25 protein-coding genes and 1 pseudogene are annotated in these 21,624 nt (G+C 31.3%); 19 read left to right on the top strand and 7 right to left on the bottom strand.

The window, feature by feature from the left end:
- The first annotated feature begins 64 nt into the window (after window positions 1–64).
- The gene (locus HT586_RS00500; protein WP_203545965.1) at window positions 65–1,411 is read left to right on the top strand and encodes a recombinase family protein; all 1,347 of its coding nucleotides are present in this window, start codon (window positions 65–67) and stop codon (window positions 1,409–1,411) included.
- 5 nt (window positions 1,412–1,416) lie between these two features.
- The gene (locus tag HT586_RS00495) at window positions 1,417–3,057 is read left to right on the top strand and encodes a recombinase family protein (RefSeq protein ID WP_407943981.1); all 1,641 of its coding nucleotides are present in this window, start codon (window positions 1,417–1,419) and stop codon (window positions 3,055–3,057) included.
- Between the two features lie 116 nt (window positions 3,058–3,173).
- On the opposite strand, the gene HT586_RS00490 is transcribed toward HT586_RS00495, so the two are convergent.
- Window positions 3,174–3,368, bottom strand: a complete 195-nt coding sequence (locus HT586_RS00490; protein ID WP_203545933.1) for a hypothetical protein — start codon at window positions 3,366–3,368, stop codon at window positions 3,174–3,176.
- A gap of 480 nt (window positions 3,369–3,848) precedes the next feature.
- Here HT586_RS00490 and HT586_RS00485 point away from each other — a divergent pair, with 480 nt between their 5' ends.
- From HT586_RS00485 to HT586_RS00415, 15 genes and pseudogenes are all read left to right on the top strand, one after another.
- A complete protein-coding gene (locus HT586_RS00485) occupies window positions 3,849–4,208 on the top strand; it encodes an SAUGI family uracil-DNA glycosylase inhibitor (protein ID WP_165958605.1) in 360 nt (119 codons plus the stop codon).
- Between the two features lie 62 nt (window positions 4,209–4,270).
- The gene (locus HT586_RS00480) at window positions 4,271–4,597 is read left to right on the top strand and encodes a DUF960 family protein (RefSeq protein WP_203545963.1); all 327 of its coding nucleotides are present in this window, start codon (window positions 4,271–4,273) and stop codon (window positions 4,595–4,597) included.
- 18 nt (window positions 4,598–4,615) lie between these two features.
- Window positions 4,616–5,119 (top strand): DUF1643 domain-containing protein, encoded by a 504-nt coding sequence (locus tag HT586_RS00475; protein WP_133353684.1) that lies wholly within the window; start codon window positions 4,616–4,618, stop codon window positions 5,117–5,119.
- Between the two features lie 21 nt (window positions 5,120–5,140).
- Window positions 5,141–5,584 (top strand): JAB domain-containing protein, encoded by a 444-nt coding sequence (locus HT586_RS00470; RefSeq protein WP_133353683.1) that lies wholly within the window; start codon window positions 5,141–5,143, stop codon window positions 5,582–5,584.
- 166 nt (window positions 5,585–5,750) lie between these two features.
- The gene (locus tag HT586_RS00465) at window positions 5,751–6,647 is read left to right on the top strand and encodes an HTH domain-containing protein (protein ID WP_203545962.1); all 897 of its coding nucleotides are present in this window, start codon (window positions 5,751–5,753) and stop codon (window positions 6,645–6,647) included.
- A gap of 5 nt (window positions 6,648–6,652) precedes the next feature.
- Window positions 6,653–7,135, top strand: a complete 483-nt coding sequence (locus HT586_RS00460; RefSeq protein ID WP_133353681.1) for a hypothetical protein — start codon at window positions 6,653–6,655, stop codon at window positions 7,133–7,135.
- Window positions 7,110–7,877 carry a hypothetical protein gene (locus tag HT586_RS00455; RefSeq protein ID WP_203545961.1) on the top strand — a complete coding sequence of 256 codons (768 nt, stop codon included), beginning with the start codon at window positions 7,110–7,112 and terminating at the stop codon, window positions 7,875–7,877. The genes HT586_RS00460 and HT586_RS00455 overlap by 26 nt, the downstream gene beginning before the upstream one ends.
- A 26-nt stretch (window positions 7,878–7,903) precedes the next feature.
- On the top strand, window positions 7,904–8,275 hold the full coding sequence (locus HT586_RS00450; protein WP_203545960.1) for a hypothetical protein: 372 nt from the start codon (window positions 7,904–7,906) through the stop codon (window positions 8,273–8,275).
- Window positions 8,276–8,583: 308 nt separating this feature from the next.
- Window positions 8,584–8,910 (top strand): annotated as a pseudogene (locus HT586_RS00445) (transposase); the annotation flags it as partial.
- A gap of 161 nt (window positions 8,911–9,071) precedes the next feature.
- The gene (locus tag HT586_RS00440) at window positions 9,072–9,509 is read left to right on the top strand and encodes a LytTR family DNA-binding domain-containing protein (protein WP_103346995.1); all 438 of its coding nucleotides are present in this window, start codon (window positions 9,072–9,074) and stop codon (window positions 9,507–9,509) included.
- On the top strand, window positions 9,506–9,958 hold the full coding sequence (locus tag HT586_RS00435; RefSeq protein WP_103346994.1) for a DUF3021 domain-containing protein: 453 nt from the start codon (window positions 9,506–9,508) through the stop codon (window positions 9,956–9,958). Before HT586_RS00440 ends, HT586_RS00435 begins: the two co-directional genes overlap by 4 nt.
- Window positions 9,959–10,444: a DUF4188 domain-containing protein gene (locus HT586_RS00430; RefSeq protein ID WP_103346993.1), complete on the top strand. Its 486-nt coding sequence runs from the start codon at window positions 9,959–9,961 to the stop codon at window positions 10,442–10,444.
- A complete protein-coding gene (locus HT586_RS00425; protein WP_203545959.1) occupies window positions 10,437–11,258 on the top strand; it encodes an NAD(P)H-binding protein in 822 nt (273 codons plus the stop codon). Before HT586_RS00430 ends, HT586_RS00425 begins: the two co-directional genes overlap by 8 nt.
- Window positions 11,259–11,628: 370 nt before the next feature.
- Window positions 11,629–11,787, top strand: coding sequence for a hypothetical protein (locus HT586_RS00420; RefSeq protein WP_203545958.1), 159 nt, complete (start codon window positions 11,629–11,631; stop codon window positions 11,785–11,787).
- 245 nt (window positions 11,788–12,032) lie between these two features.
- Window positions 12,033–12,212 carry a hypothetical protein gene (locus HT586_RS00415; protein WP_203545957.1) on the top strand — a complete coding sequence of 60 codons (180 nt, stop codon included), beginning with the start codon at window positions 12,033–12,035 and terminating at the stop codon, window positions 12,210–12,212.
- A 276-nt stretch (window positions 12,213–12,488) separates the two neighbouring features.
- Here the strand turns inward: HT586_RS00415 and HT586_RS00410 are convergent, their stop codons facing one another.
- Both HT586_RS00410 and HT586_RS00405 read right to left on the bottom strand, forming a co-directional pair.
- Window positions 12,489–15,044, bottom strand: coding sequence for a DEAD/DEAH box helicase family protein (locus HT586_RS00410; RefSeq protein WP_203545956.1), 2,556 nt, complete (start codon window positions 15,042–15,044; stop codon window positions 12,489–12,491).
- Window positions 15,045–15,046: 2 nt separating this feature from the next.
- A complete protein-coding gene (locus HT586_RS00405) occupies window positions 15,047–17,023 on the bottom strand; it encodes a site-specific DNA-methyltransferase (protein ID WP_203545955.1) in 1,977 nt (658 codons plus the stop codon).
- A 440-nt stretch (window positions 17,024–17,463) separates the two neighbouring features.
- On the opposite strand from HT586_RS00405, the gene relB reads away from it, so the two are divergent.
- Window positions 17,464–17,688 carry a type II toxin-antitoxin system RelB family antitoxin gene (gene relB / locus HT586_RS00400; RefSeq protein ID WP_099579456.1) on the top strand — a complete coding sequence of 75 codons (225 nt, stop codon included), beginning with the start codon at window positions 17,464–17,466 and terminating at the stop codon, window positions 17,686–17,688.
- Window positions 17,681–17,950 carry a type II toxin-antitoxin system RelE family toxin gene (locus HT586_RS00395; RefSeq protein WP_099579458.1) on the top strand — a complete coding sequence of 90 codons (270 nt, stop codon included), beginning with the start codon at window positions 17,681–17,683 and terminating at the stop codon, window positions 17,948–17,950. The genes relB and HT586_RS00395 overlap by 8 nt, the downstream gene beginning before the upstream one ends.
- Window positions 17,951–17,992: 42 nt before the next feature.
- Here HT586_RS00395 and HT586_RS00390 read toward each other — a convergent pair whose 3' ends face one another.
- From HT586_RS00390 to HT586_RS00375, 4 genes are all read right to left on the bottom strand, one after another.
- On the bottom strand, window positions 17,993–18,451 hold the full coding sequence (locus tag HT586_RS00390) for an HIT family protein (RefSeq protein ID WP_203545954.1): 459 nt from the start codon (window positions 18,449–18,451) through the stop codon (window positions 17,993–17,995).
- A 314-nt stretch (window positions 18,452–18,765) separates the two neighbouring features.
- On the bottom strand, window positions 18,766–20,064 hold the full coding sequence (locus HT586_RS00385) for an IS1182 family transposase (RefSeq protein ID WP_111744502.1): 1,299 nt from the start codon (window positions 20,062–20,064) through the stop codon (window positions 18,766–18,768).
- A 205-nt stretch (window positions 20,065–20,269) separates the two neighbouring features.
- Window positions 20,270–20,992 carry a polymer-forming cytoskeletal protein gene (locus tag HT586_RS00380; protein ID WP_203545953.1) on the bottom strand — a complete coding sequence of 241 codons (723 nt, stop codon included), beginning with the start codon at window positions 20,990–20,992 and terminating at the stop codon, window positions 20,270–20,272.
- On the bottom strand, window positions 20,970–21,596 hold the full coding sequence (locus tag HT586_RS00375) for a DUF4004 family protein (protein WP_203545952.1): 627 nt from the start codon (window positions 21,594–21,596) through the stop codon (window positions 20,970–20,972). The genes HT586_RS00380 and HT586_RS00375 overlap by 23 nt, the downstream gene beginning before the upstream one ends.
- Window positions 21,597–21,624 lie beyond the last annotated feature (28 nt).

Genomic DNA, 21,624 nt, shown 5'->3' with positions numbered 1-21,624 from the left:
GGCTTTATATTTCAATCATCTAAATCCATTTTAAGATTATATTATCACTTCGGAGGTGATTAAAATGAAAGTACTCGCATATACACGTGTCAGTACTAAAAAGCAGCAATCATTAGAAGCACAGAAGGATGCAATTATTCAATTGGCAGTACGTGAAGGTATATCTATAGATGATATAAACTTCTATTCGGAGACAGGTTCAGGTAGCAATGATAAGCGTAAGCAATATCAAGCAATGCTAGAACAACTACAGGATGATTCTGAAGTAACGACTCTACTGGTTTATCGACTAAACCGTATCGGAAGAAACTTAAAACATACGCTAGAATTCCTAGATATATGTCAAAACAAGCGTATTAAAGTCATAAGCGTTTCGGACGGTATCTTTGATTTGTCGAAAGCATTCGATCGGTTCAAGTTACAGGTTATCTCAGCACTTGCTGAAATGGAATTAGACAACATATCAACATTTGTGAAGAATGGCAATTTACAAAAAATCCGTGAAGGACAAATGATCAGTACAAATGCCCCCTTCGGCTATATTTACCAAGATGGCACATACATCATCCAGGAAGATGAAGCTAAGATAGTTAGATTCATTTACGACCGTTACATTCAAGGTAAAGGATACAAAGCGATCAGTAAAGAATTGCAACAAAGCGGTACCTTAGTACCAGAATATCAAGTACGTAATATATTACTTAACCCGTCCTACACAGGTGTGATGAAGACACCTTACGGAATTGAATTAAACGGGCTATACAGACCAATTATCAGCCAAACCACATTTAAAGAAGCGGCTAGCATAAGAAATCGTAAAAGAATAGCAACTCAGCAAACTAAAAGTCAGTTAAAAAAGTTCTTAAAGTGTCCATGCTGTGGAAGTACATTGACTACTCATCAGGTTAAACGAAATGATAAGACTCATTACTACTACGTATGCAGAAATCATAAGAAAACTTCAATGGATTATTGTCCATTCGTATCTATTAACGGTAGGGATATCGAGGATAATGTACTTCAAACCATTCAAAGTTTCCTAGTGGGTGAAAAAACTTATAAGCCCATTAAGCAGGCAATTGAGCGCATACGTAAAGACCAAATTAAAATGCAGTCAAATAGCGAAAAATTAAGAGCAAAACTTGTTGAGCAGTTGGCAGAAGGAAAAATCAGTGCAGATGAATTTGCTCAACAGGTTAATCATAAATCCGAAACAATTAAATCAATACCGAAGATTAATAGTTCCAAGTTAACGCATATTCTTAAAAATATTAGTAATCGGTTAACACTTGAAGAAATTAAGCCTTATTTAGATCACATTGCAATAAATGAATGCAAAGAATTAAAAGCTGTTTATTTAAAGAACTACCCCGTGAATTTAGTATCATTCACACAAAATCAATCACACTAATAATAATGGAGGATTATATTATGAATAAAAAAACAGCAATCTATGCAAGGGTATCAACAGCCCCTCAAGCTGAAGAAGGATTTAGTATTGATGGACAAATCGCATTATTAAAAAATATATGTGCTAATAAAAATTATGACGTTTATGATGTTTATGTTGATAGAGGTATAAGTGGGAAGAACATGAATCGCCCTGAACTCCTACGCATGAATGAAGATGCGAAAAATGGAATGTTTGATATTATAATAGTGTATAATTCGAGCCGCTTAGCGCGTAACACATCAGATTTATTAAGAATGGTTGATGAATACCAAAAGCATAACATTGAATACATTAGTCATAAAGAAAATTTTGATACTACAACTGCTGCCGGTAAGTTAATGCTACAAATAATGGCAAGTATGGCAGAATATGAACGTAACCAAATCGTAGAGAACGTAATCTTAGGCCAATCAAAGAGAGCAAGAAATGGTTATTATAATGGGAATAATCTGCTAGGCTATGACAAGATACCTAACGATAAGAAGCACTTATCAGTCAATGAATCAGAAGCTGAAATTGTTAGACGTATATTCAATGAATATGCCAATGGTAAAGGTTATCGTGCAATTGCGAATGGTCTGAACAAAGATGGCTTTAGAACAAAGAAAGGTAATCCGTTCGATATTGCCGGTGTGAAGTATATCTTGAATAATGTATTTTATATTGGGCAAATCAAGTTCCAACAGTACATCGGTTGGAATGAAAAAAGACGTAAAGGATATAACCCTAATCCTATTATCGCAGAAGGTAAGCACGAACCAATCATTGGAAAAGATCTGTGGGATAAAGTTCATCGCCGTATGTCTGAAATGAGCAAGAAGCCTCAAGTTCATGGCAAAGGGACAAATGTATTAACTGGCTTGATCCGATGCCCCGTCTGCGGCCATGCACATGCTGCAGCCAATACCGTCAACACGGTAAAGGGTGAGAAGAAAAAGATTCGTTATTACTCATGTAGTCAATTTAAAAATAAAGGTGCAGCTGTATGTTCAGCAAATTCGGTACGAGCTGACCTTATCGAACCTTATGTCATGAATAGAGTCATCGAAGTAATTAATAATGAAAAAATTTTAGAAAAAGTAGTTGAAAAAGCAAATGAACGAATTCAGGAACAACCCGTACAGATAGATCGTAACATTAACATCAAAAAAGCTGAACTGGTTGAATTACAAACAAAGCTAAATAACTTAACTGTAGCTTTAGCATCTTCGCCTGACTTAGCTCCCGTACTTAAAGACAGTATCAATGAATATCAAGATAACATCACCAAAATCGAAAACGAAATACTACTACTCACTGAAAAGCTTAAAAGTGAGCATATCCCCACTATATCAGTTGATGAAGTTAAGGCAGCACTGAAAGCTATTTTCAAAGACGTAGAACGTTTGGAAAAGCATCAACTTAAAGCTCTATATTTATCAGTTATTGAAGAAATTCACTTCCGTAAGCACAAAGAACCTGGAAAGAAATATGAATTCTTTATAACACTCAAGATCACACCAGAAGTATTAAAAGAAGTATTCAATGATAAACAACCAGAGGAAGCGCCACTCAGCGCTTCCTCTTTATTTTTGTCTAATAACATACTATATCTAGAGATATGATCTGTTCCCGTCATCCCGTTAATATTTTTATATACATTACTGATTACAGCAATATTGTAATACAATTAATTAATAATTCGTTTTATATCTGAAATACTACGGGAATACGGAAAAGTTTACTTACTCAATGATTTTGTAATGTAATACTCAGTCACCAAAGCATCCTTGCACTCCATAAGCTTTGGTAGTGCTTCATAGAAATCCTTAGACTCCTTAAGTGCCTTATAACACAGAAACATATTGATCTTAATTTGCTTTTCACTTAAAACATTAGAGTTGAAGATTTCTTCCATTAATGATTCTTGTTGCATTTCCACACTCTCCTCTTAATGTAATATGAATGAATACAATTCGATTATACAATTTCAATTTAACTCATAGTGTAAAATTTCTATTAATTATTTATTAAAATATTAAATGATGTATTTCCCGTAACCCCGTAAATATTTTTGAATATATTATTAATAGTCCCGATTTCATTATAAAAATTTAAATGATACTTAACTTTATACTCGAAAAAATACGGGAAAACGGGAACTGGATTATGTAGAAAAAATAGTAGGAAAAATGATACGCACTTGCGTATCACAACGTCCAACTATTAAAAAACCGTATCGTTTTTGAGACGATAAATTCAACTCTATATTCATCAAAATTATCCTCTTTTATTTATGTACTCCCCCACTTCATTCCAATATCACTTTACAGCAATCGTAATTAATTCTCTTTTGAATATATATTATATATCCGATGTACCATACACATCGAATATAGACAGGGAGGAATTATTCATGAGTTTATCAGAACAGCTATGTAAGTTTGTAGAAAGACGTTTTAAATATCTAAATGATATCTGGTACTTCGAACATGTAGAAACAACTTTAGGTGAAATATTTGATAGTAAGGATTTATCTGGAGATCTAAGTGCAGATAAGGAAGTTGATACCTTTACCTATTTTTCTATGACATTAGATGATGAACATGTTTATCCATTTATCGTACAGGATGACGATCAGATTATCGCAATGGGTTATGTCGAAGAAGAAGAAGTGAAATTAATCTATCTAACAGATGGTAAAAGTATTTTTATCGATGAGTTACATCTTCTCGATACTAACAAGGAGAGTGTTCAAAATGAAACAGTGGGTTAAGTTTGCACAAGTCACTATCGTTGTAATCAATGAAATTATCAGCAAGTTTGGAGATGGTCGCAATGAGTAAATACCAGACATATATAACACGTGGCATTGATGAAAACATACCTGATAATATTATCAATATCATTTGGTCACTAGTATTAAACAGAGAAAAAGAAGCCATACAACAAAACGAGGAACCAGATTATCTTAGTGTTTTCCATATCAGAAAAACCGATAAAGATAATATTATTTGCATCAAACATCTCCAGGAGCAACCACCCTACTCCAATACCTATAAATTCATATCAAATGAAGTTTTCACAAGACAAAAGGTCTACGTTATCAGAGAAGATACCGTAGACCTTAAATATTTTGTAATGTTACTACCGGATGAATACTAATCATAAAGGAGCTTAACTATGTTTACTAAAATAACAAATACACTTACAACGAATGCTGTATTCAGCGAAGATGGAAACCATAGATATCTACTCACAAAGTCCTGGGATACCAACCAGAAAACATGCACTATTGTCACTAAGTTCCCTGCAAATGAGGGAACCCTTTATCTGGATCTCACTACATTTCTAACGCTTAATCAGCTTTCAAAGCTTGGATACGGGACGATTCATATGGTCAATCTATACTCGAATATCAAATCTCCACATAACAAGAAACACTTAGAAGATGGTTTCAACCAACATACAGACATACACATCATGGATGCTGCAAAGGAATCAGATACAATCATTATCGCTTATGGCTCCTATGGTAAGAATCCTAAAGTAATCCCTCGTGCAGAAGAAGTGATGAAGATGTTGAAACCACATCAAAAGAAAATCAAACATCTTATCAACCCTACTAATTCAGAAGATATTCACCCACTTAATCCCATCGCAAGACATGAATGGGTTCTAAAATAATATATAAAGGAATGAAATATAATGACAAAAAAGAAAATTAATATTGTGTCTCTTCAAATGATAAAAGAAAAGGTAATGTGGTACTCCGAAAGAAAGATCAAATCACCAGAAGATGCTTATCATATTCTAAAGAAATTTGCTGGCGATTCAGATCGTGAACAGATGATAATGATTGCTCTCAATACTAAAAATGAGCCTACCCACATTCAAACCGTATCAATAGGCTCATTAAATGCATCTGTTGTACATCCCAGAGAAGTATTTAAAACAGCTATTCTAAGCAATTCGGCAAATATTATACTTGGACATAATCATCCTTCAGGTAATACAGAACCTAGCTATGAAGATATAAATATAACAAGACAACTTACACAAGCAGGTGATTTATTAGGTATTACTGTCCTGGATCATATTATTTTCACAGATAGTGAATTTATTTCACTTAAAGAAAGTGGACATATTTAAGACGGTTAGACATATATTGTCTATCCGTTTTATTTTTTTGCTTTATTATATACGAAATAGCATTAGATCAAGCAATTATCATCTGTAAAATATTTATATTTTTTATAAAGGTTTGACGTATCATGTCTATGTCATTTTCTATAATTAAACCATTGGATGGAGGGTGGTGATTAAGACGTTGAATCGAGCACAAAGACTGTTAATTCTATATAACCGATTGATAAAGAATAGATATATAAACAAAGAAGAAATAGCATATGAATTTGGTGTAAATCCTAGAACGGTACAAAGAGATATAGATGAAATCAGGACATATCTAAGTGACTCAAATGAACATTTATACAGGCAGGAAATCATCTATAACCATTCATTGAATGCATATAGTATTTCTAACCATCTATCTCACAGAGACAGTTATCCGTTACGAATGATTTTGACCCAACTATATTCCCTATCGCCAGTTATGCACGAAAAGATTTACGATACGCTTAAGACTATTATCACCGAAAATTATAACCACGATATGAATGAACTTGTACGTTTATTAAAACAATTTACAGTCATTGATTCAGAATCAGACTATAAAATCATTAGTCAAATTCAAAATGCTATATTACAGAAGAACACAATCAACATCGTAACTACCCAAGATGTTATAACAAACACTACACCTTTAGAAATTTATTATAAACACTCTGACTTTTTTCTAGTTTACATAAAGGAAAGAGAAGAAACATCTATTAGAATATCTAGCATACAATCTATTCAACTTGAAAAGAGACAGGATAAACATGAGGACAATATATCAACATTTGAAATAGCAAAAGAGGTTTGGCATACATTGAAAGATATTTATGAAGTTAGACTCATAGAGTCCATAACAGATGCGACGATTATTGTTTCATTCAATATGACTCGAAAAAATGTTTTCGAAGTACTTTTAGTTCACAGTCCATACATACGTTTGATTAACAGTCCCTACTCAAAAGATTTTTATGATTATCTTCTACGTCTTAATCAAGTCTACTTCACTCAACAAATAGATAAAGATGACTTGGAGTGATATTAATGAAAATAACTAATCAAAAAGATCTAGATAAGGCAAAAAAAGCAGCGATGCGTATTGTTAAACAGCGTGCTACAACTAGTGGTGCAATTGCTGCCGTTCCTGTTCCAGGAGTTGATGTAGCGGCTGACATCGGCTTAATAATGGAAGTTGTTGATAAGATTAATAAAAAATTTGGACTGTCCAATGATCAAATTGATGATTTAGATGCTGCGGAAAAACAAAAGATACTTGTAATCGTTACATCAGTTGGAAATCAGTTCATTGGAAAGAATCTTACAAAAGAATTAGTAATCAAAGTACTTAAAACGATGGGTTTCAAAAAACTTCGTGATAAGCAAATAGCTAAATTTGTGCCGGTTATCGGAGCTGTTGTTTCTGGTGGTATTAGTTACAGTGCTATGTATGCTTTAGGGAAAAGACATGTCGATGAATGCTATATGGTATGTCAGGAGATGATTGAATCTGAAAAAGCAGATACTTAATATCAAAAATATGTTCTTAAAGAAGAAAGAGTTTGGGTTATCATCTGATGTAGTTAATATCGACCGAAAGTTAAAACAGTCTACAGACAAAAAGTTAATTCAACTGTATAACAAATATTCTGGTTCAGAAAATCATTATACAAAGATGATTACAGTAAGACACCTTTTAGAAGAAAGAAACTATCGTTTAAATGAATACGACAATCAATGGATAAAGGAGGAATACGTAATGAAATTTACATTTTACGAATATATAAATGTCCATAACTTAGAACAAAATCTTAAAAAATTAGCATTAGAAAAAGACTATAAGTTAACAACTTATACAGAAAAACTTAATAGCGATGAAGTAATTAATACAGGTTCAAACTCAGCTAAACGTACTTTTATAAAAGTGTTTTTAGATGATGCAGAAATATCGAGTTTCTATCTCAAACATCGCAAACACAATTACGTTATTACAATAGGTCAATCGAAAGATAAAAAAATTAATGGTATTAATGTAACTTTTGATAACAAACCATTTAAACAATTAGGGAAGCTTGGAGTAGGTGGGTTAGCTTTAGCCACCTTCTCAACGGGTGGATTAGTGTTACCTTTAATAGGATTATCTGCCTCAACTGCAGCACTTATCTCTACAACTAAAAGAATGTTAACAATTAAAGGTCCATTAAAAAACGATATATCTGAAATTATTGATAAATGTGCTAAAAATCCTACTGATTTTAATGTTCAAAAGTAAGTCAAAAAAGTAAAGGAGATATTGTAATGAATAATAGATTTTCAAAACTAACTGAAGTTGTAGGTAACAATGGTAAAAAAGCTGCTACTGTTACCGGTAGAACTGCACTTAAAGCTACAAAATTTGCAGGTAATAAAGCTTTGTCGACTGCAAAAACAACTGGAAAATATGCAGGGATGACAGCAGTTGCATTAGTAGAAGCAATCTGGGAAACAACAGGTAGTAATGGTACTATGAGAACTTTAATGGAAGATCTTTCAGACAAAGAACTCATGGAATGGCATAAGCATAATGAAGAATCTGGTGATTATGATACGAATATCGGTACTGCTACTAAATCTCTATTAGAAAGTAGAGGATACAAATATGACTATAATAATAAGGTTTGGAATAAGTAGTAATAATATAAATATTATAAAAGTAAGATATATTCAGCAATTAAATTTAGATTACTCTTTATTGCAGAATGATTTTTTGTTACTAGCCATTTATTTATAAAAATCGCCTACTCATTTTGAGTAGGCGATTTCAATTTTTTTTGTAATAAATATCCTGAATAATTCATACTTTGACTTCAAACCGTCTGAAACTGCCTAACGGCAGTCTTCATTTACTTTTTCATTTTCACCTGTTAAGTGATGCAAAAAGAACCCCATTCTGATATGGTAAAGGTGTCGAAACCAACCAAAAGAAAGGAGTTCTTCTCATGACTAGCTTACACAAAAACCAGGTAAAATTCAATTCAAATTTGACTATTTCACATACAGGTGGGCGCTTATCGAGTGATTCGGGTTTGGTCTTAGTTAAAGAGGTGATGAATACCTTCGACTTTTCACACGTAGCTAAACAGTGGCTCCATATTAAAGACAAACGTGTTTACTTCACACATGATAACTTAGCGATATTAGAACAACTCATTATGCAGTTAATTGCTGGGTACTCGGCAGACTCATCAGCTAATCTATTAAGACAGGATCCAGTCTTTCAAGCTGTACTCGGTAAAAAAGAGTTGGCCTCACAATCGTCAATCTCTTTTACCTCACTTATCACAACCGCAGACGATTTACCTTAATTATCTATAGAAATGGGTAAGTAAATAGAACCACTTAATCAATCTAATCAACCACTTAGACAAAACTCGTGGTTTTTTCACTACATACATGGTTTACTTTGCATAGAAAAGGAGCAAGATGAATGAAAATCACTTTTAAAAGAGATCCATCGCTCAAGCAAGACGAAGTCGAAATCCGCGCTCAAGCAGATAGTTCTGAAATCCAATCTTTAATAAGAGAACTATCAAAACGAACCTCCAAAAAAGTAAAGGGGCGACATAATGATGAGGTTTTTCTTATAAGTCTCGTCGATATTTATAGTTTCAGGATTGAGGACAGAAGGCTGTATGCATATACAATCCATAAAAAGTATGTAATACAAGCGAAGTTATACGAGGTTGAGGCTTTATCAACACACAATTTTATTCAAATATCAAAATCTGAAATTATCAACATCGATTTTATTCACCATTTTGAGTTAGGTAAAAATGGCATCATCAAAATCATCTTTAGCAACAACGATTTTACTCATTCTTCTAGACGATACTTAAAACAGATTAAGGAGCAATTGAATTTATGAAAAGAGCATTGATGGGTATTTTAATTGGCTTATCTTCAGGACTTGTTATTTCAATTATATTTTCTTTAATATTTGCCGATGGCCAGTATCACCCTGTTTCACCCGAATCCACCTTTGGTCATTATTACTTCAGTCATTTTACCGAATTACAAACCGTCATGATTGCATCATTTGTATGGGCATGCATTGGAGTCACCTTTAGTTTAGGTACCTATATTTTCACTCATACAGACTTCACCATTGTAAAAACAACAGCCGTACACTTTTTAACTATGTTACTCATATTTTTCCCCCTTGCAGTCCTTGCGGGGTGGTTTCCGCTTAAACTCTCGGCTTTAATGATCTTCTTCGTTATTTTCATTGTTGTTTATATCATTATTTGGTCGATTATTAGAAGGCGAACGAAAAGAAATATAGCAGAGATTAATTATAAGCTAGGAGGAAAGTAAATGATCAACGAAGGGCGATATACTGCAGTACAACAGGATAATATCACAGTATTTTTGATTGGAATGCGTATCAACAAGTGGTACAAAATAAATAAATGGTTACCTGTGTTCTTAGCGATGCCGCCGATGATGAAAGAGTTGAGTCAAAACCCATCACTCGGTTGCCTGAATACAGAGATGTTCTTTCGTTCTAGAATGAATATACTCATTCAGTATTGGGATTCAGTAGAAAACCTTCAAGCATATTCAAAAATGCCAAAGCATTTAAAATCATGGAAAAAATTTTTAAAATTAGTTAAGGACAATGATGCTGTTGCCTTCTACCATGAGACATATAATGTGGAAAATGGACAGTCTGAAAATGTTTATATTAATATGCCAAACTTCGGTCTAGGGAAAGTATTTGGTGTCGAAGCCGTTAGTAAACACACACAATCTGCAAATAAACGTCTACAAGAAGCTAGGGAGAGAAAAAAATATGAATGAGAATGTATTTATAATTGGTGCAACAGGGACTATAGGTGGTGCTGTCGCAGAGTCGCTTAAACAGTCAAAGTATGAGCTTACAGCTTTAATCCACAATAATACAAATACTTTTCTGGAGAATAACGCGAACCTAGTCAAAGGTTCACTTACAAATTCCGCACTCTTAAAAGATTACCTACAAAATCACGACTACCTTTTTATTGCTGTTAATGCTGGCAATGATCATGAAGCAATTAAGCGCATTGAAGAAGAAGCCGTAATCGATGTACTTAAGATTGCCGAAGATGTTGGCATTAAAAAAGTAGTCTATATTTCTGGCATGTATGCTGAAGAGAGAGTTTCCAATCACCCTTCTGAAGGTGCGAAAGTTAATGTAGAAAAATACTTAAAAGAAAGTAACCTTCTATACACAATCTTTAAACCAGGTTTTATAGATGTCACACTTCAACAATTTGTCCAAGGTAAACAAATCATGTTACTCGGTAGTCAACCTCATCCCATGCACATTGTGAAACTTAGAGAAATGGCAAATGATATAGCTGATTCTTTTAGCATTCATGAGACTAACTATCAAACATATGTTGTAACAGGGAGAGAAAAACCGATACTTCTTAAAGATGCCTTAGAGCAATATGGGAAAAAGTTTGATCCAGAACTGCCTGTTAAAGTTATGCCACTTTGGTTTATGAAAATTTTAAATAAGACGTTTTTAAAAGGTAAATTAACTCGTGCCATAGATACGATGAGTTTAATGCAAAAATACGGTGAAGTTGGGAATTTAGAAAGTTATCATAAAATGTTCTCAACTAAGTAAATCATCGACCAAGAAAATTCTCATAAAAAAACAGGAAGGCAACCTCTGTTCAGGTTCTAGTGGTAGTTGGAATGGAGATTCAAGTAATCTCGGTTTCGATGTTCATTCTCCTTCTGCTTCAAGAACTGCTATTTTGAAATCTCCTGATGCAACATATTATGTAATGCCTGAGGAGTATGAACAAGCTAAAGTGTTACTTTATAATCTTTATGCCTTAGATGAAAATGGTAACGATGACTGTGAAAATGTAAATAGCAAATGCTATAATGATCAACATAAAAATGATACCTCTAATTCACCAGAGTGAGGTTCTAAAGAAGCAGCAGAACAAATGACTAAAGATGATGCTGAGTCAGTGTTTTGGGGAATAATGGATGGTCGCAATCTTAACCCTGAAATTGATCACATCGTAGAGAACGAAAGTAACTATGAGGTTTATTATTCTAAAAATGGTTCGGCTGATGTTAGTAATGTTATAGTTATTGAAAGATCAACAGGTAGAGTCCACGATGCTGACCTAGGTAACTAGAATTTTATATTAATAAATGAGAGAGAAATAAAATTATTTCTCTCTTTTTTGGTTCTATCTTTTACTTTTGTTTATAGTACTTTTTATGCAGGATTAATTTATGTTAATTAGATACTGCTTCCCATGAATTATAACTCAATAAGAACAATCATTTAACAGAACTAGACGGAATGAGTAATAAAGAGTTAAATGCACTACAACAACGTTTAGATGAACGTTATGAAAGACAATTGGGGGAATAATCAATGGCAGCTAAAATTATCAAGATATTATTATTGCAGTTTTTATGTGTATTCATCGTTTTACAAGTCGGTTTAGCTTTGGATGGTATTTCATACCTATCTATCCTATTCTGGTCGTTCTTGTTGTTTACAATCGTTTATGCAGGATTTCTTGCACCTAATCGGAATAAAGATATTAGGTAATAAAGTAAAAATCCTATTTTGTTCTGCCTATGTTAAAAAGGTTCTAAAGACATTTTGTATCAAACTTACAAAAAACACCTTTGCAAAAGGAATTTTTAAAGCAATTCTACTTGTAGGAGTGGTGGTTCTATAGGCATGAATTTTTCTTCTCTTAAGGCGATGGTTAAAAAATTAAAAAATGAACTAAGTAATTCTTAGGAAAAGGGGGAAGACATAATGTCTAGCCCCCTTATAATATTATTTTTTATTGTTTGTATTTTTAGCAATGGAAAATAATTAATTTAATAGTCGATTATTAAACTGTTCTTTAAATTCTTTTCTTTTTGTTGAATCATCAGAATAAAAGCATAGGCCCACTAATCTGACATCATTATTTTCAGCAAGCACTTCAATATCATCTCTTTCATTCAGTGATAACATAAATCGTTCTTTCCATTTATCGTTTAATAATAGATGTTGGCCTTTAGGCTCTACAAATACCTGATATGTGTATTCATTATCCTTCAAGTACAACAAGAAATCAGGCATAAAACCTCTGACACCATTAATTTCTCTAAACTTAATTTTACGTTCGTTACGTATTAAATAGACTTCTTCATATTTATTTTGTAAATCTTCCATCATATTATTGATTAAATCAATCAAATCACTCTCAAGACCATTTACAATAGCTTTATCATAAATATACCAATCATGTTGGTTCATATTTTTTGGTCGTTTCTGATTTTCTAAATCTGAAACATCTCTATTAACATTATTAACTTCAACAACGTAATCATCGATTAATTCTGACATCTTAATACCTTCAAAAATCGTTGTACCTTTAACTTTTAGATAATTATTTTTTATTTTCGTTTCTAGTTTACTTAAATAATTATTTAATATAGATAATTTTATTTTTGGTGTAATTTCATTAACATCCATACCTTGAGGTATAGTTACACTTATATCTATATCTCCTAGAAAACTTTTTGATTCAATAAATGTCTGCATACTCGTAATACTAGGTACATATTTTTTTAAATTAGAATATCTAAAGAATGGATTACTTCTTAAAGCTTTTTGTAGTATTGGTTTATTAAGCTTTAATCTTACTTCTTTACGATTTTCAGCTATAGCTTTAATACCTTGAGTTAAATTTGACTCACTTACTTTGAATAAATCCTGCTTATATTCCCTAGATGCATTATAGTTTTCCAAATTCTCATAGTCCTCAGCAGTCGTTGGTACTGTTTTATTAACATATATTTTGCCAAATTTAAAAAGATCAGTTTTTTTAAATTTATTTTTTACCTTACCTTCGTGTATCTCACTTATATCAGCATTTGTCTGAACTTTTGCTTCTGTTAAAGATTGGTGTAAATTTTTAATGTAAGAAGAATCATTTATTGTATGATAATGTAAAGTTTCAATTGCTTTTAAATCACTAAATTCTTCATCAAACCTTCGCTTATAAGATTTCTCTTCTTCATAAATAAATGGATAATATCTAGCTCCCCGACCAATGAGTTGTGCTTCTGCATTCGTCGCGTTCTTGTTGACCTTTTTCTTCTCATCAACTTTGACAATATCGAAAAGATTTAAGACATCCCAACCTTCATTAAGTTTGTACACTGCAAATATAGCTCTTATAGGGTTTTCAAGATCTTCTAGATTATTTAGTAATTTCGCATTTTTCTCTTTCTCTTTCTCATTATTAACATTTAATGTTGTTTGTTTATTAAAATCCCATTTCAAATCATCTAACACTTTTAATAAATTAATTTTTTTATAAAAACTGAACACTTTACTCCAAATACTATTTTGACCACTGTAAAATTTAAAACCATTATCAATAATTGTTTCTAATTGCTCATACGTTAACTGTTCTAAACGGTCAAGCATCAATTGATGAATTTCTTGTGAGCCTTTAATAGAAGTGGATTGAAACATGATAACTGGTTTAAGTTTTATATTTTTTTTATCAGCTATATACTTTTTATATTCACTCATTAATAAAGCATGTAGTATTTTATCTTCATTGTCCTCAGTCGCATACAAAAGCGTAACATTTTTTGAATACCCTTGTTGCATAAATTCCTTTAAATCATAACGATAAAGAATTCTATCTTTATATTTTTCAAAAATATCATCTTCTAACTGTACCGTAGCTGTAAATTCTAACAATTTATTCTTTTTGTTTTGCTTCATAAGCCTATCAACAGTTACTTCCCAGTTAGTTTCTTCAATTTGCTGAGTAGTTTTTTTGTCTTTTTTCTTTGTACTGACATTTAGATGATGGGCCTCATCAGCTAATAATACGATAGGGAACTGAGCTAAATCTTCATAGGTAATTTCGTTTTCTCTTGGGTAATTTAATTTATCATGCAATGCATTAATCGTTGTTAATTTAAGATAAATCGTATTTTCATCAGATAAGATGGGATAATTATCTACTACTTGAATATTTATCAGTTTTCCATCAATGACAATTCCTTCTGTGTTAAACAAATATTTACTAGATGACGTGTTTGTTAAATTATCATACGTTTTATTAACAATCGCAGTACTATTAACAAAAAACAAGAAATTTTGATAGCCTTTTTCTTTAAATAAATAAAGTATGGATGCAGCTAAAACTAGTGTTTTACCAGAACCAGTCGCCATATTAAACATCAATTTCTTGTTGTATAAATTACCTTTATCATTCTCCTCAAGAAACATTAACCTTTGCACAGCTTCTTCTTGATATGGTCTTAAACGATGGTTCAAATTATCAATAATATAGTTAGGGATATCTGGATATTGTTTAAACAATTGGTTTTCAATACGATCATGTAGCATTTCATTCATTTTTACTCACCCCCATAGAAACTATGGTTAAATTCTATTTCATTTTTTGTGAAATTATATGCTGAATCTTCAATATCAGCGTAATTAACATATAATTGATTACTATCTAATAATCTAATTAGCACTTCTATTTGTTCTTCAAGTTTTAATTCGTGAAATTCTTTTTTAGTGCTTATAAACTTATCAAAATCCACTTCATAATTAAGAACACCTTTACTTATTAAATCATCAATTTGTTGGTCAAGTTCTTCTTTAGTATCGCAACGTATAATATTTTCAATAATTTCTTGATTTTCTTTTGCTAATTCGGCATATATAAAAGACCCTCCGCCTTGCCATTTTACATCGTTTGAAATGCCATTATTTTTTTTATTGATTAAAGTATTTTGTAATCTATTTATTGTAATATTATTAATATAGTCCATTTGTTCAATCAATATGAATTTTCTATTTAATTTTAAAGCTACTGCACCAGTAGTTCCTGATCCTGCAAAGAAGTCTAACACTGTATCGTTTTCATTAGAAGTCATTTCTATAATTCTTCTAACTAGTTTCTCTGGTTTTTTCCCTTTTCTAAATACTACTCCACCTTCATTATGTAAATCGTTTGGTAAAACATCTGTCCATATATCTGTTGCCGGAGATCCAAATGTTTTTAAACCATCTATCTCAACGAGCCTGTCTTCTAAAAATAATATTGCACTACCATTTTTAATATAATAATCTTTATAATCTTCTCTTTCTATTTTAAAGTACTTTTGAGGATTATTTTTTGATAATTTTTTTATTTCTTTAGCTTTTTTGCTGATTTGATTATCATCTAATGAAACAAATTGAAAAACTTTAGAAACATTATTTAAGACAAATTCTTCTAATTGAATTTCATAATCATTACCTAGTTCTTTTTTTAGCTCTCTTTTAGGTATATTTTTATATTTAGCGAAGGCTTCCAATAATGTAATATACTTCCACTTAGAGTAATGTTCATCTCGATTTATTAAAAAATTATTATAACGTTTATCTCTTTCCTTAGTGGAATAAACTCTGTTTGGTTTCCACAATTCATTATTTCTACTATAAATTATTATGTACTCAGACACATTTACTAAACCTTTATTAATTACTTTAGCTCCTGAAGCACTAGATCTTTTTATAGTAACAATATTTTGAAGGTTATTTTTACCAAATATTTCATTACATAATAACATGAGTGGCGCTAGCTCGTGATGGTCAATGACTATACTTATACTTCCATCATCACTTAGTAAATCTTTAGCAACTTCTAGTCTATTTTTCATAAAAGTTAACCAAGTACTTTCATTGAATCTATCATTATATTTAAAACTGTCATTAGTAGTATTGTATGGTGGATCAATAAAAATACTTTTTATTTTTTTGTTAAAGCGCTTCTTTAAACTATGTAGAGCTATTAAATTATTACCTTTTAGTAATAAATTTTCTTTTTCTTCGATAGTATTAGTAAAATGTGAGTTTTCCCTGTTATATTTGGTAATATTTTGTAGAACTTTAGGAGAAAACAAAGTATCTATTTCATCTTTCGCAATAACTTGATTATAGAATTTTTCATTATTTTTTAAAACACTCTCTTCTTTTGTCATACCGCCTTCAAGTACACAATCTTTAAATGGAAAATCTAATATCACATCAGAATTATAATTTAAAAATTTGCCATTACTTGTTAAGCCAATTTTATTTGTATACTTAGTATAGCTATCTTGCCAGTAGCTTTTATAGCGTAACATTGAAATAAACGCTTCTTTGTCAAAAATCTTATAACCATCTACGTCTTGGACATAAGTTTTGGTGATGGTTATATTAGATAAAAGCTTTGAAAGCAAGTTGTTATCATTGTTTCTTAAATCTTCTATTATTATTTGTTTTGCTAATTTATTATTTATCCAGTACTTTTCAATTCCGTTTAGAACTTTACTGATTTCATCTAATATATTGGTACTCATAAAATCTCTCCATATATTGAATTTTCATATCAGTACCTATGATAATAAACTTTAGTAAAAAAATATATAGAGATTATCAATTTATTAAAGCTTTTGCAATGAAATTATAATAGGTTTGATAAATAACACATCACTTACAATAAGCTTCAAAAAAAAATAACGGCACTTCTCATAAACCTTATACGTTTTGATAAGTTCAAATTAACTCAATAAAGGAGCTGAAAAAAACCGCATCATTTGTGATAACTTTCAGTGTATCGGGAGAGAGTGCGGTTAATTCATAATAAACAAAAAGACATGCCGAAATGACATATCTTTCGCCTCTATTCTCAAATATTTATTTTATACTGTGAGTAAAAATAATTAGATACAAATTTATTGAGTCTATATTTAATACATGATAAAGTGTAGTTAATTATCACTACAAGGAGGCGTAAGAAATGTCAGCACCCCTTTCATTTAGATTAGATGATCAGATTAACGAAGCGCTGGAAGCATATGTCACAAAAAAAGGTATTTCTAAAGCGGAATTTATTCGCTCAGCAATTATGGAGAAACTTGAAGATGACTATGATATTATGATGGCTGATCGTAACTTTGAGTTATGGGAACAAGATGCAAAGAAAGTGAAAACTTTAGAAGAAATGTTGAAATTATATGGCTAAATATAAAGTTGTATTTGCTTCATCATTTGAAAAAGATTTTAAAAAATTAGATAAAGCCGTTCAAAAACAAATATTAAATTGGATACAAAAGCATTTAATGGATGTAGACTTTCCAACCTCACCTGGAAAATCTTTAAAAGGGGAACTAAGAAACTATGTCCGCTTTAGAGTTGGAGATTATCGCATTATTTCATATGTGGATAATGATGTCTTTGTTATCACTAATCTACATGTTGGGCATAGGAAAGATGTTTATAAATAAAATCGAACTATCCGTTTTTTTCGAATAGTTCAATTTATTTATCTATTCATCACTATATATTTTCTTTAATTCAACCTCTATCTGTTTTCTAATTTCATCATGTTTATCAGGATCATAAGCTGTTTCTTCGTTTGACCAATTAGAAGCATCATACGCCCACACTGGCATATACCTAACAGATTCATCTTCCCATTCATATCTTGGGAATAAATGTGCATGCAGAAAATGATCTTTGTTACCTAATATTTCATAATTAACTCTTGTCGGGTTAAGTGCTTTTATCATAGCATCACCAACTAAGCTCATGTCTAATAAGTAATCTTGTCGTTCATCTAAAGTAAGATCATTTAATAATCTTACCTCTCTTTTAGGAAGTAATACACAATATCCTGGAAGAAACTGAACATCTCCAAAAACTACGTAACTACCTTTTAATTCTTTTATTACCATCGGATTCGTACCATTCTTCGCTGATAGAATTCTATTTTCTTTCCAGTGCATAACATCTCTCCTCTACTGTTTTATAAAATTTCAACTGATAATTTCAATAATCTTATCCTCTTCAATAATTATACCTGATAACTTATTTCCTAAGCCCATTCTTGTATCAATGTTACAAGAATTACTTTGTTGATTGACTTTATCGCCGGCAAAACTGTATATTCTTCACCAATTATTTTATTACTAAATAAATTAATGTACTATAATCTATTAGATTATAACAGACTGAAGACAAACTCACAATTCTAAAAGTGAGTTTGTCTTTTTTCTTCGAAAAATATTGTTATTTTAAAGAAATTAGCAAAATATCCAGCTTAACCTGCTAGATAATTTGCTAATTTCTTTAAATTCATGCATGCGAAAATAAGCGTGGTCTCCATGGTGACTTTTTGAATTCCTTTGTACTTAGTCCATCGCAAACCATGCTGTTCTTTAGCATCAGCAAAACGTCTTTCTATTGTTTGACTACGCAATTTATATATAGCTTTTATAGTATCTATGAATCTCAAGTCATCAACAATATCAAGATATTGTTGCCATATATGTCTTGTAACGATTTTTTTCTGTTCTTTACTCTTAGTACATTTATTAAGTAAAGGACAATCCTTACATTTATTTGGATTAGAAATATACAAACGATAACCATCGCTGTCTGTTCTTTGATATTTCAACATTTGATTATTAGGGCAAATATAACAATCATAGTATTCGTCATATATAAATTCATTTTTATTCATTAAGTCCTTCGGACCCATGGGACGTTTATATGGCATAGCTGGTAGAATTTCTTTATCTAATAAATACTTAGCATTATGAGGTGTTTTATATCCAGAATCCACAGCAACATATCTCGGTAGTAGTTTTTTACTTTCAAGCCTGTCAATCATAGGTACTAACTGTGTACTATCATGAACATTACCAGGAGTTAAATGAAAATCAACGATATAACCATACTTATCGCAGCATGTATGCGCACTATAGGCAAATTGTTTTTCTCTTTCACTTTTAACATAGTAACCAGCATCGGGATCATTATTACTTATTTTTATTACTTTAAGATTCTCCTCCTTTCTTGAAGCTAGAGGCTTTTTTCCTTCAGATTCTCTAATAGAATTGATATCTTCAATAAGCTCTTGTTCATAATGTTTAGCAGTCTTCTGTATTTCTTGTTTAATAAATTTCTTCTTGTTGGCATTGGCCTTAATATGCGTTGAATCAATAAATAGTGAAGTATTATCTACGAAGTTATTATCTATAGCAATTTTGAGAATACGAGAAAAGATTTCTTCGAAAATCTGATTATCATAAAATCGTCTAGAATAGTTCTTACCGAAGGTAGAAAAATGAGGTACTTTATCGTTAACGCCTAAACCGAGATACCATTTGTACGCAAAATTAGTTTCAATCTCTTTAATTGTCTGGCGCATTGATTTGATACCAAAAAGGTGTTGTATTAATACAATTTTTATTAATACAACCGGATCAATACTTGGACGGCCATTATCTGTAGAATACTTTTCTTCTACTAAATCATATACAAAGGATAAATCGAATACTTTATCAACTTTTCTTAGAAGATGATTTTCTGGTACAAGGTCTTCTAATGAATACATTTCAAATTGACTGCGAATGATATTAATATCTTCAGACTTACTTCTCTTAATCAAGTAAAACACCACCGTTCAATGATATATCTATATTTTATCAAAAAAAGACTGTAAACTTCATCTCCGAAGGAGACTTTGTCTACAGTCTGCTATAATCTATTAGATTATAATAATAATCACTTCTCAAATTTCGAGAAGTGATTCTCTTCATTTATATTTTTATCTGTTCATCAATAATTGCATCATCAATAATTTCTATTGCGTTTGTATATTCAACTTTTTCTATTACACAACCTTTACCAATGATAATATTCTTTCCTCTCACTACATCGCATAACACATTTTCTAGACGAATTTCATCACCTTCTATTAAATCACAAGACAGCTTTCCACTATTATTTTCTGTAAACAATGATGCAAATAAACCTTTATTATCAGTTGTCTTTCCATCTAGTATAGTGATTTCTTTTCCACCGATTTCTTGTGCTGAACAATTATTCCCAAGCATAATATTAATTGTTTCGGCATTTATCAAACCATCACTTTCAATTTTTCCACTACATTCAAAATGATCAACTTCGATATCACCTTCAACTGTTAAATAACCAGATACTTTTAATCGTTCACCCGTAATATTTCCTTCAACAACTAACATACCAGATACATGGACGTCATTACCTTCTATACTACCCTCAACATTAGCCTTACCACTTGTTTTCATAGTATTAACCTTTAATGAACCTTCGATGCTAGTCATTCCTGATACTTTGAAATCTCTAACTGAAATATCACCCTCAGCATCCATTTTTCCACTTACTTTAATCAAGTCAGCTTTTATATCTCCAGTTACTGATCCCAAACCTGTAACTTTAATTTCACCATACTCTCCAGCAGTTATCGTTGTCATTGCATTAATATTTAGATTCGTTGTCATTATGATTACCTCTTTTCAATTTTTGTTTTACAGCTAATTGAATTTTTGTATCATCTAATTCATAAATAATCTTTGCATTTTCACTTATATTTACTATCTCTTTTGCGCAAACAAGGATGAACACTCCCATTGCTCGCACAAAATAATAATTTACATCTTTCACTTCACTGTGGTGATATGTTTGTGCACTTTCTAATACTTCTTCTTTGGAAAAATATCCTGAATTTAAGGTAAGTTCTATAAACATCAGTGTCATAACTTCATTATTCGAAACATTGTTACGTTTATTAAAGATTGATTCTGCAATTTCCCAATAAGGCTCTGCAAACAAAATACTACTATAGTCTTCTTGTTCAATTACTTCATAACCTTCTTCAAACATACTGTACAAATCATCTAAAGAATAATCATCTTTTAATGTTTTTATCATTTCTATACGCTCAATCATCTTATTCCTAGGAAAGAATGCTTCTTGACCTGTATAAGTAGATTTTCTAATAAACCAATCTTCAGGAATCAGCTTTTTTCGTTTCCAACGATACAACTGACCGTAGCTAATATCACATACTTGTAGCAACTCTTTTTTAGATATTAAATCCTCCATATCATCACCTCAAAAATAGTGTAACATA

The sequence above is a fragment of the Macrococcoides bohemicum genome (assembly GCF_016865215.1).
Classification (GTDB): domain Bacteria; phylum Bacillota; class Bacilli; order Staphylococcales; family Staphylococcaceae; genus Macrococcoides; species Macrococcoides bohemicum.
Note: the sequence above shows the minus strand (reverse complement) of the source record. Positions and strands in the feature narration are given on the sequence as shown.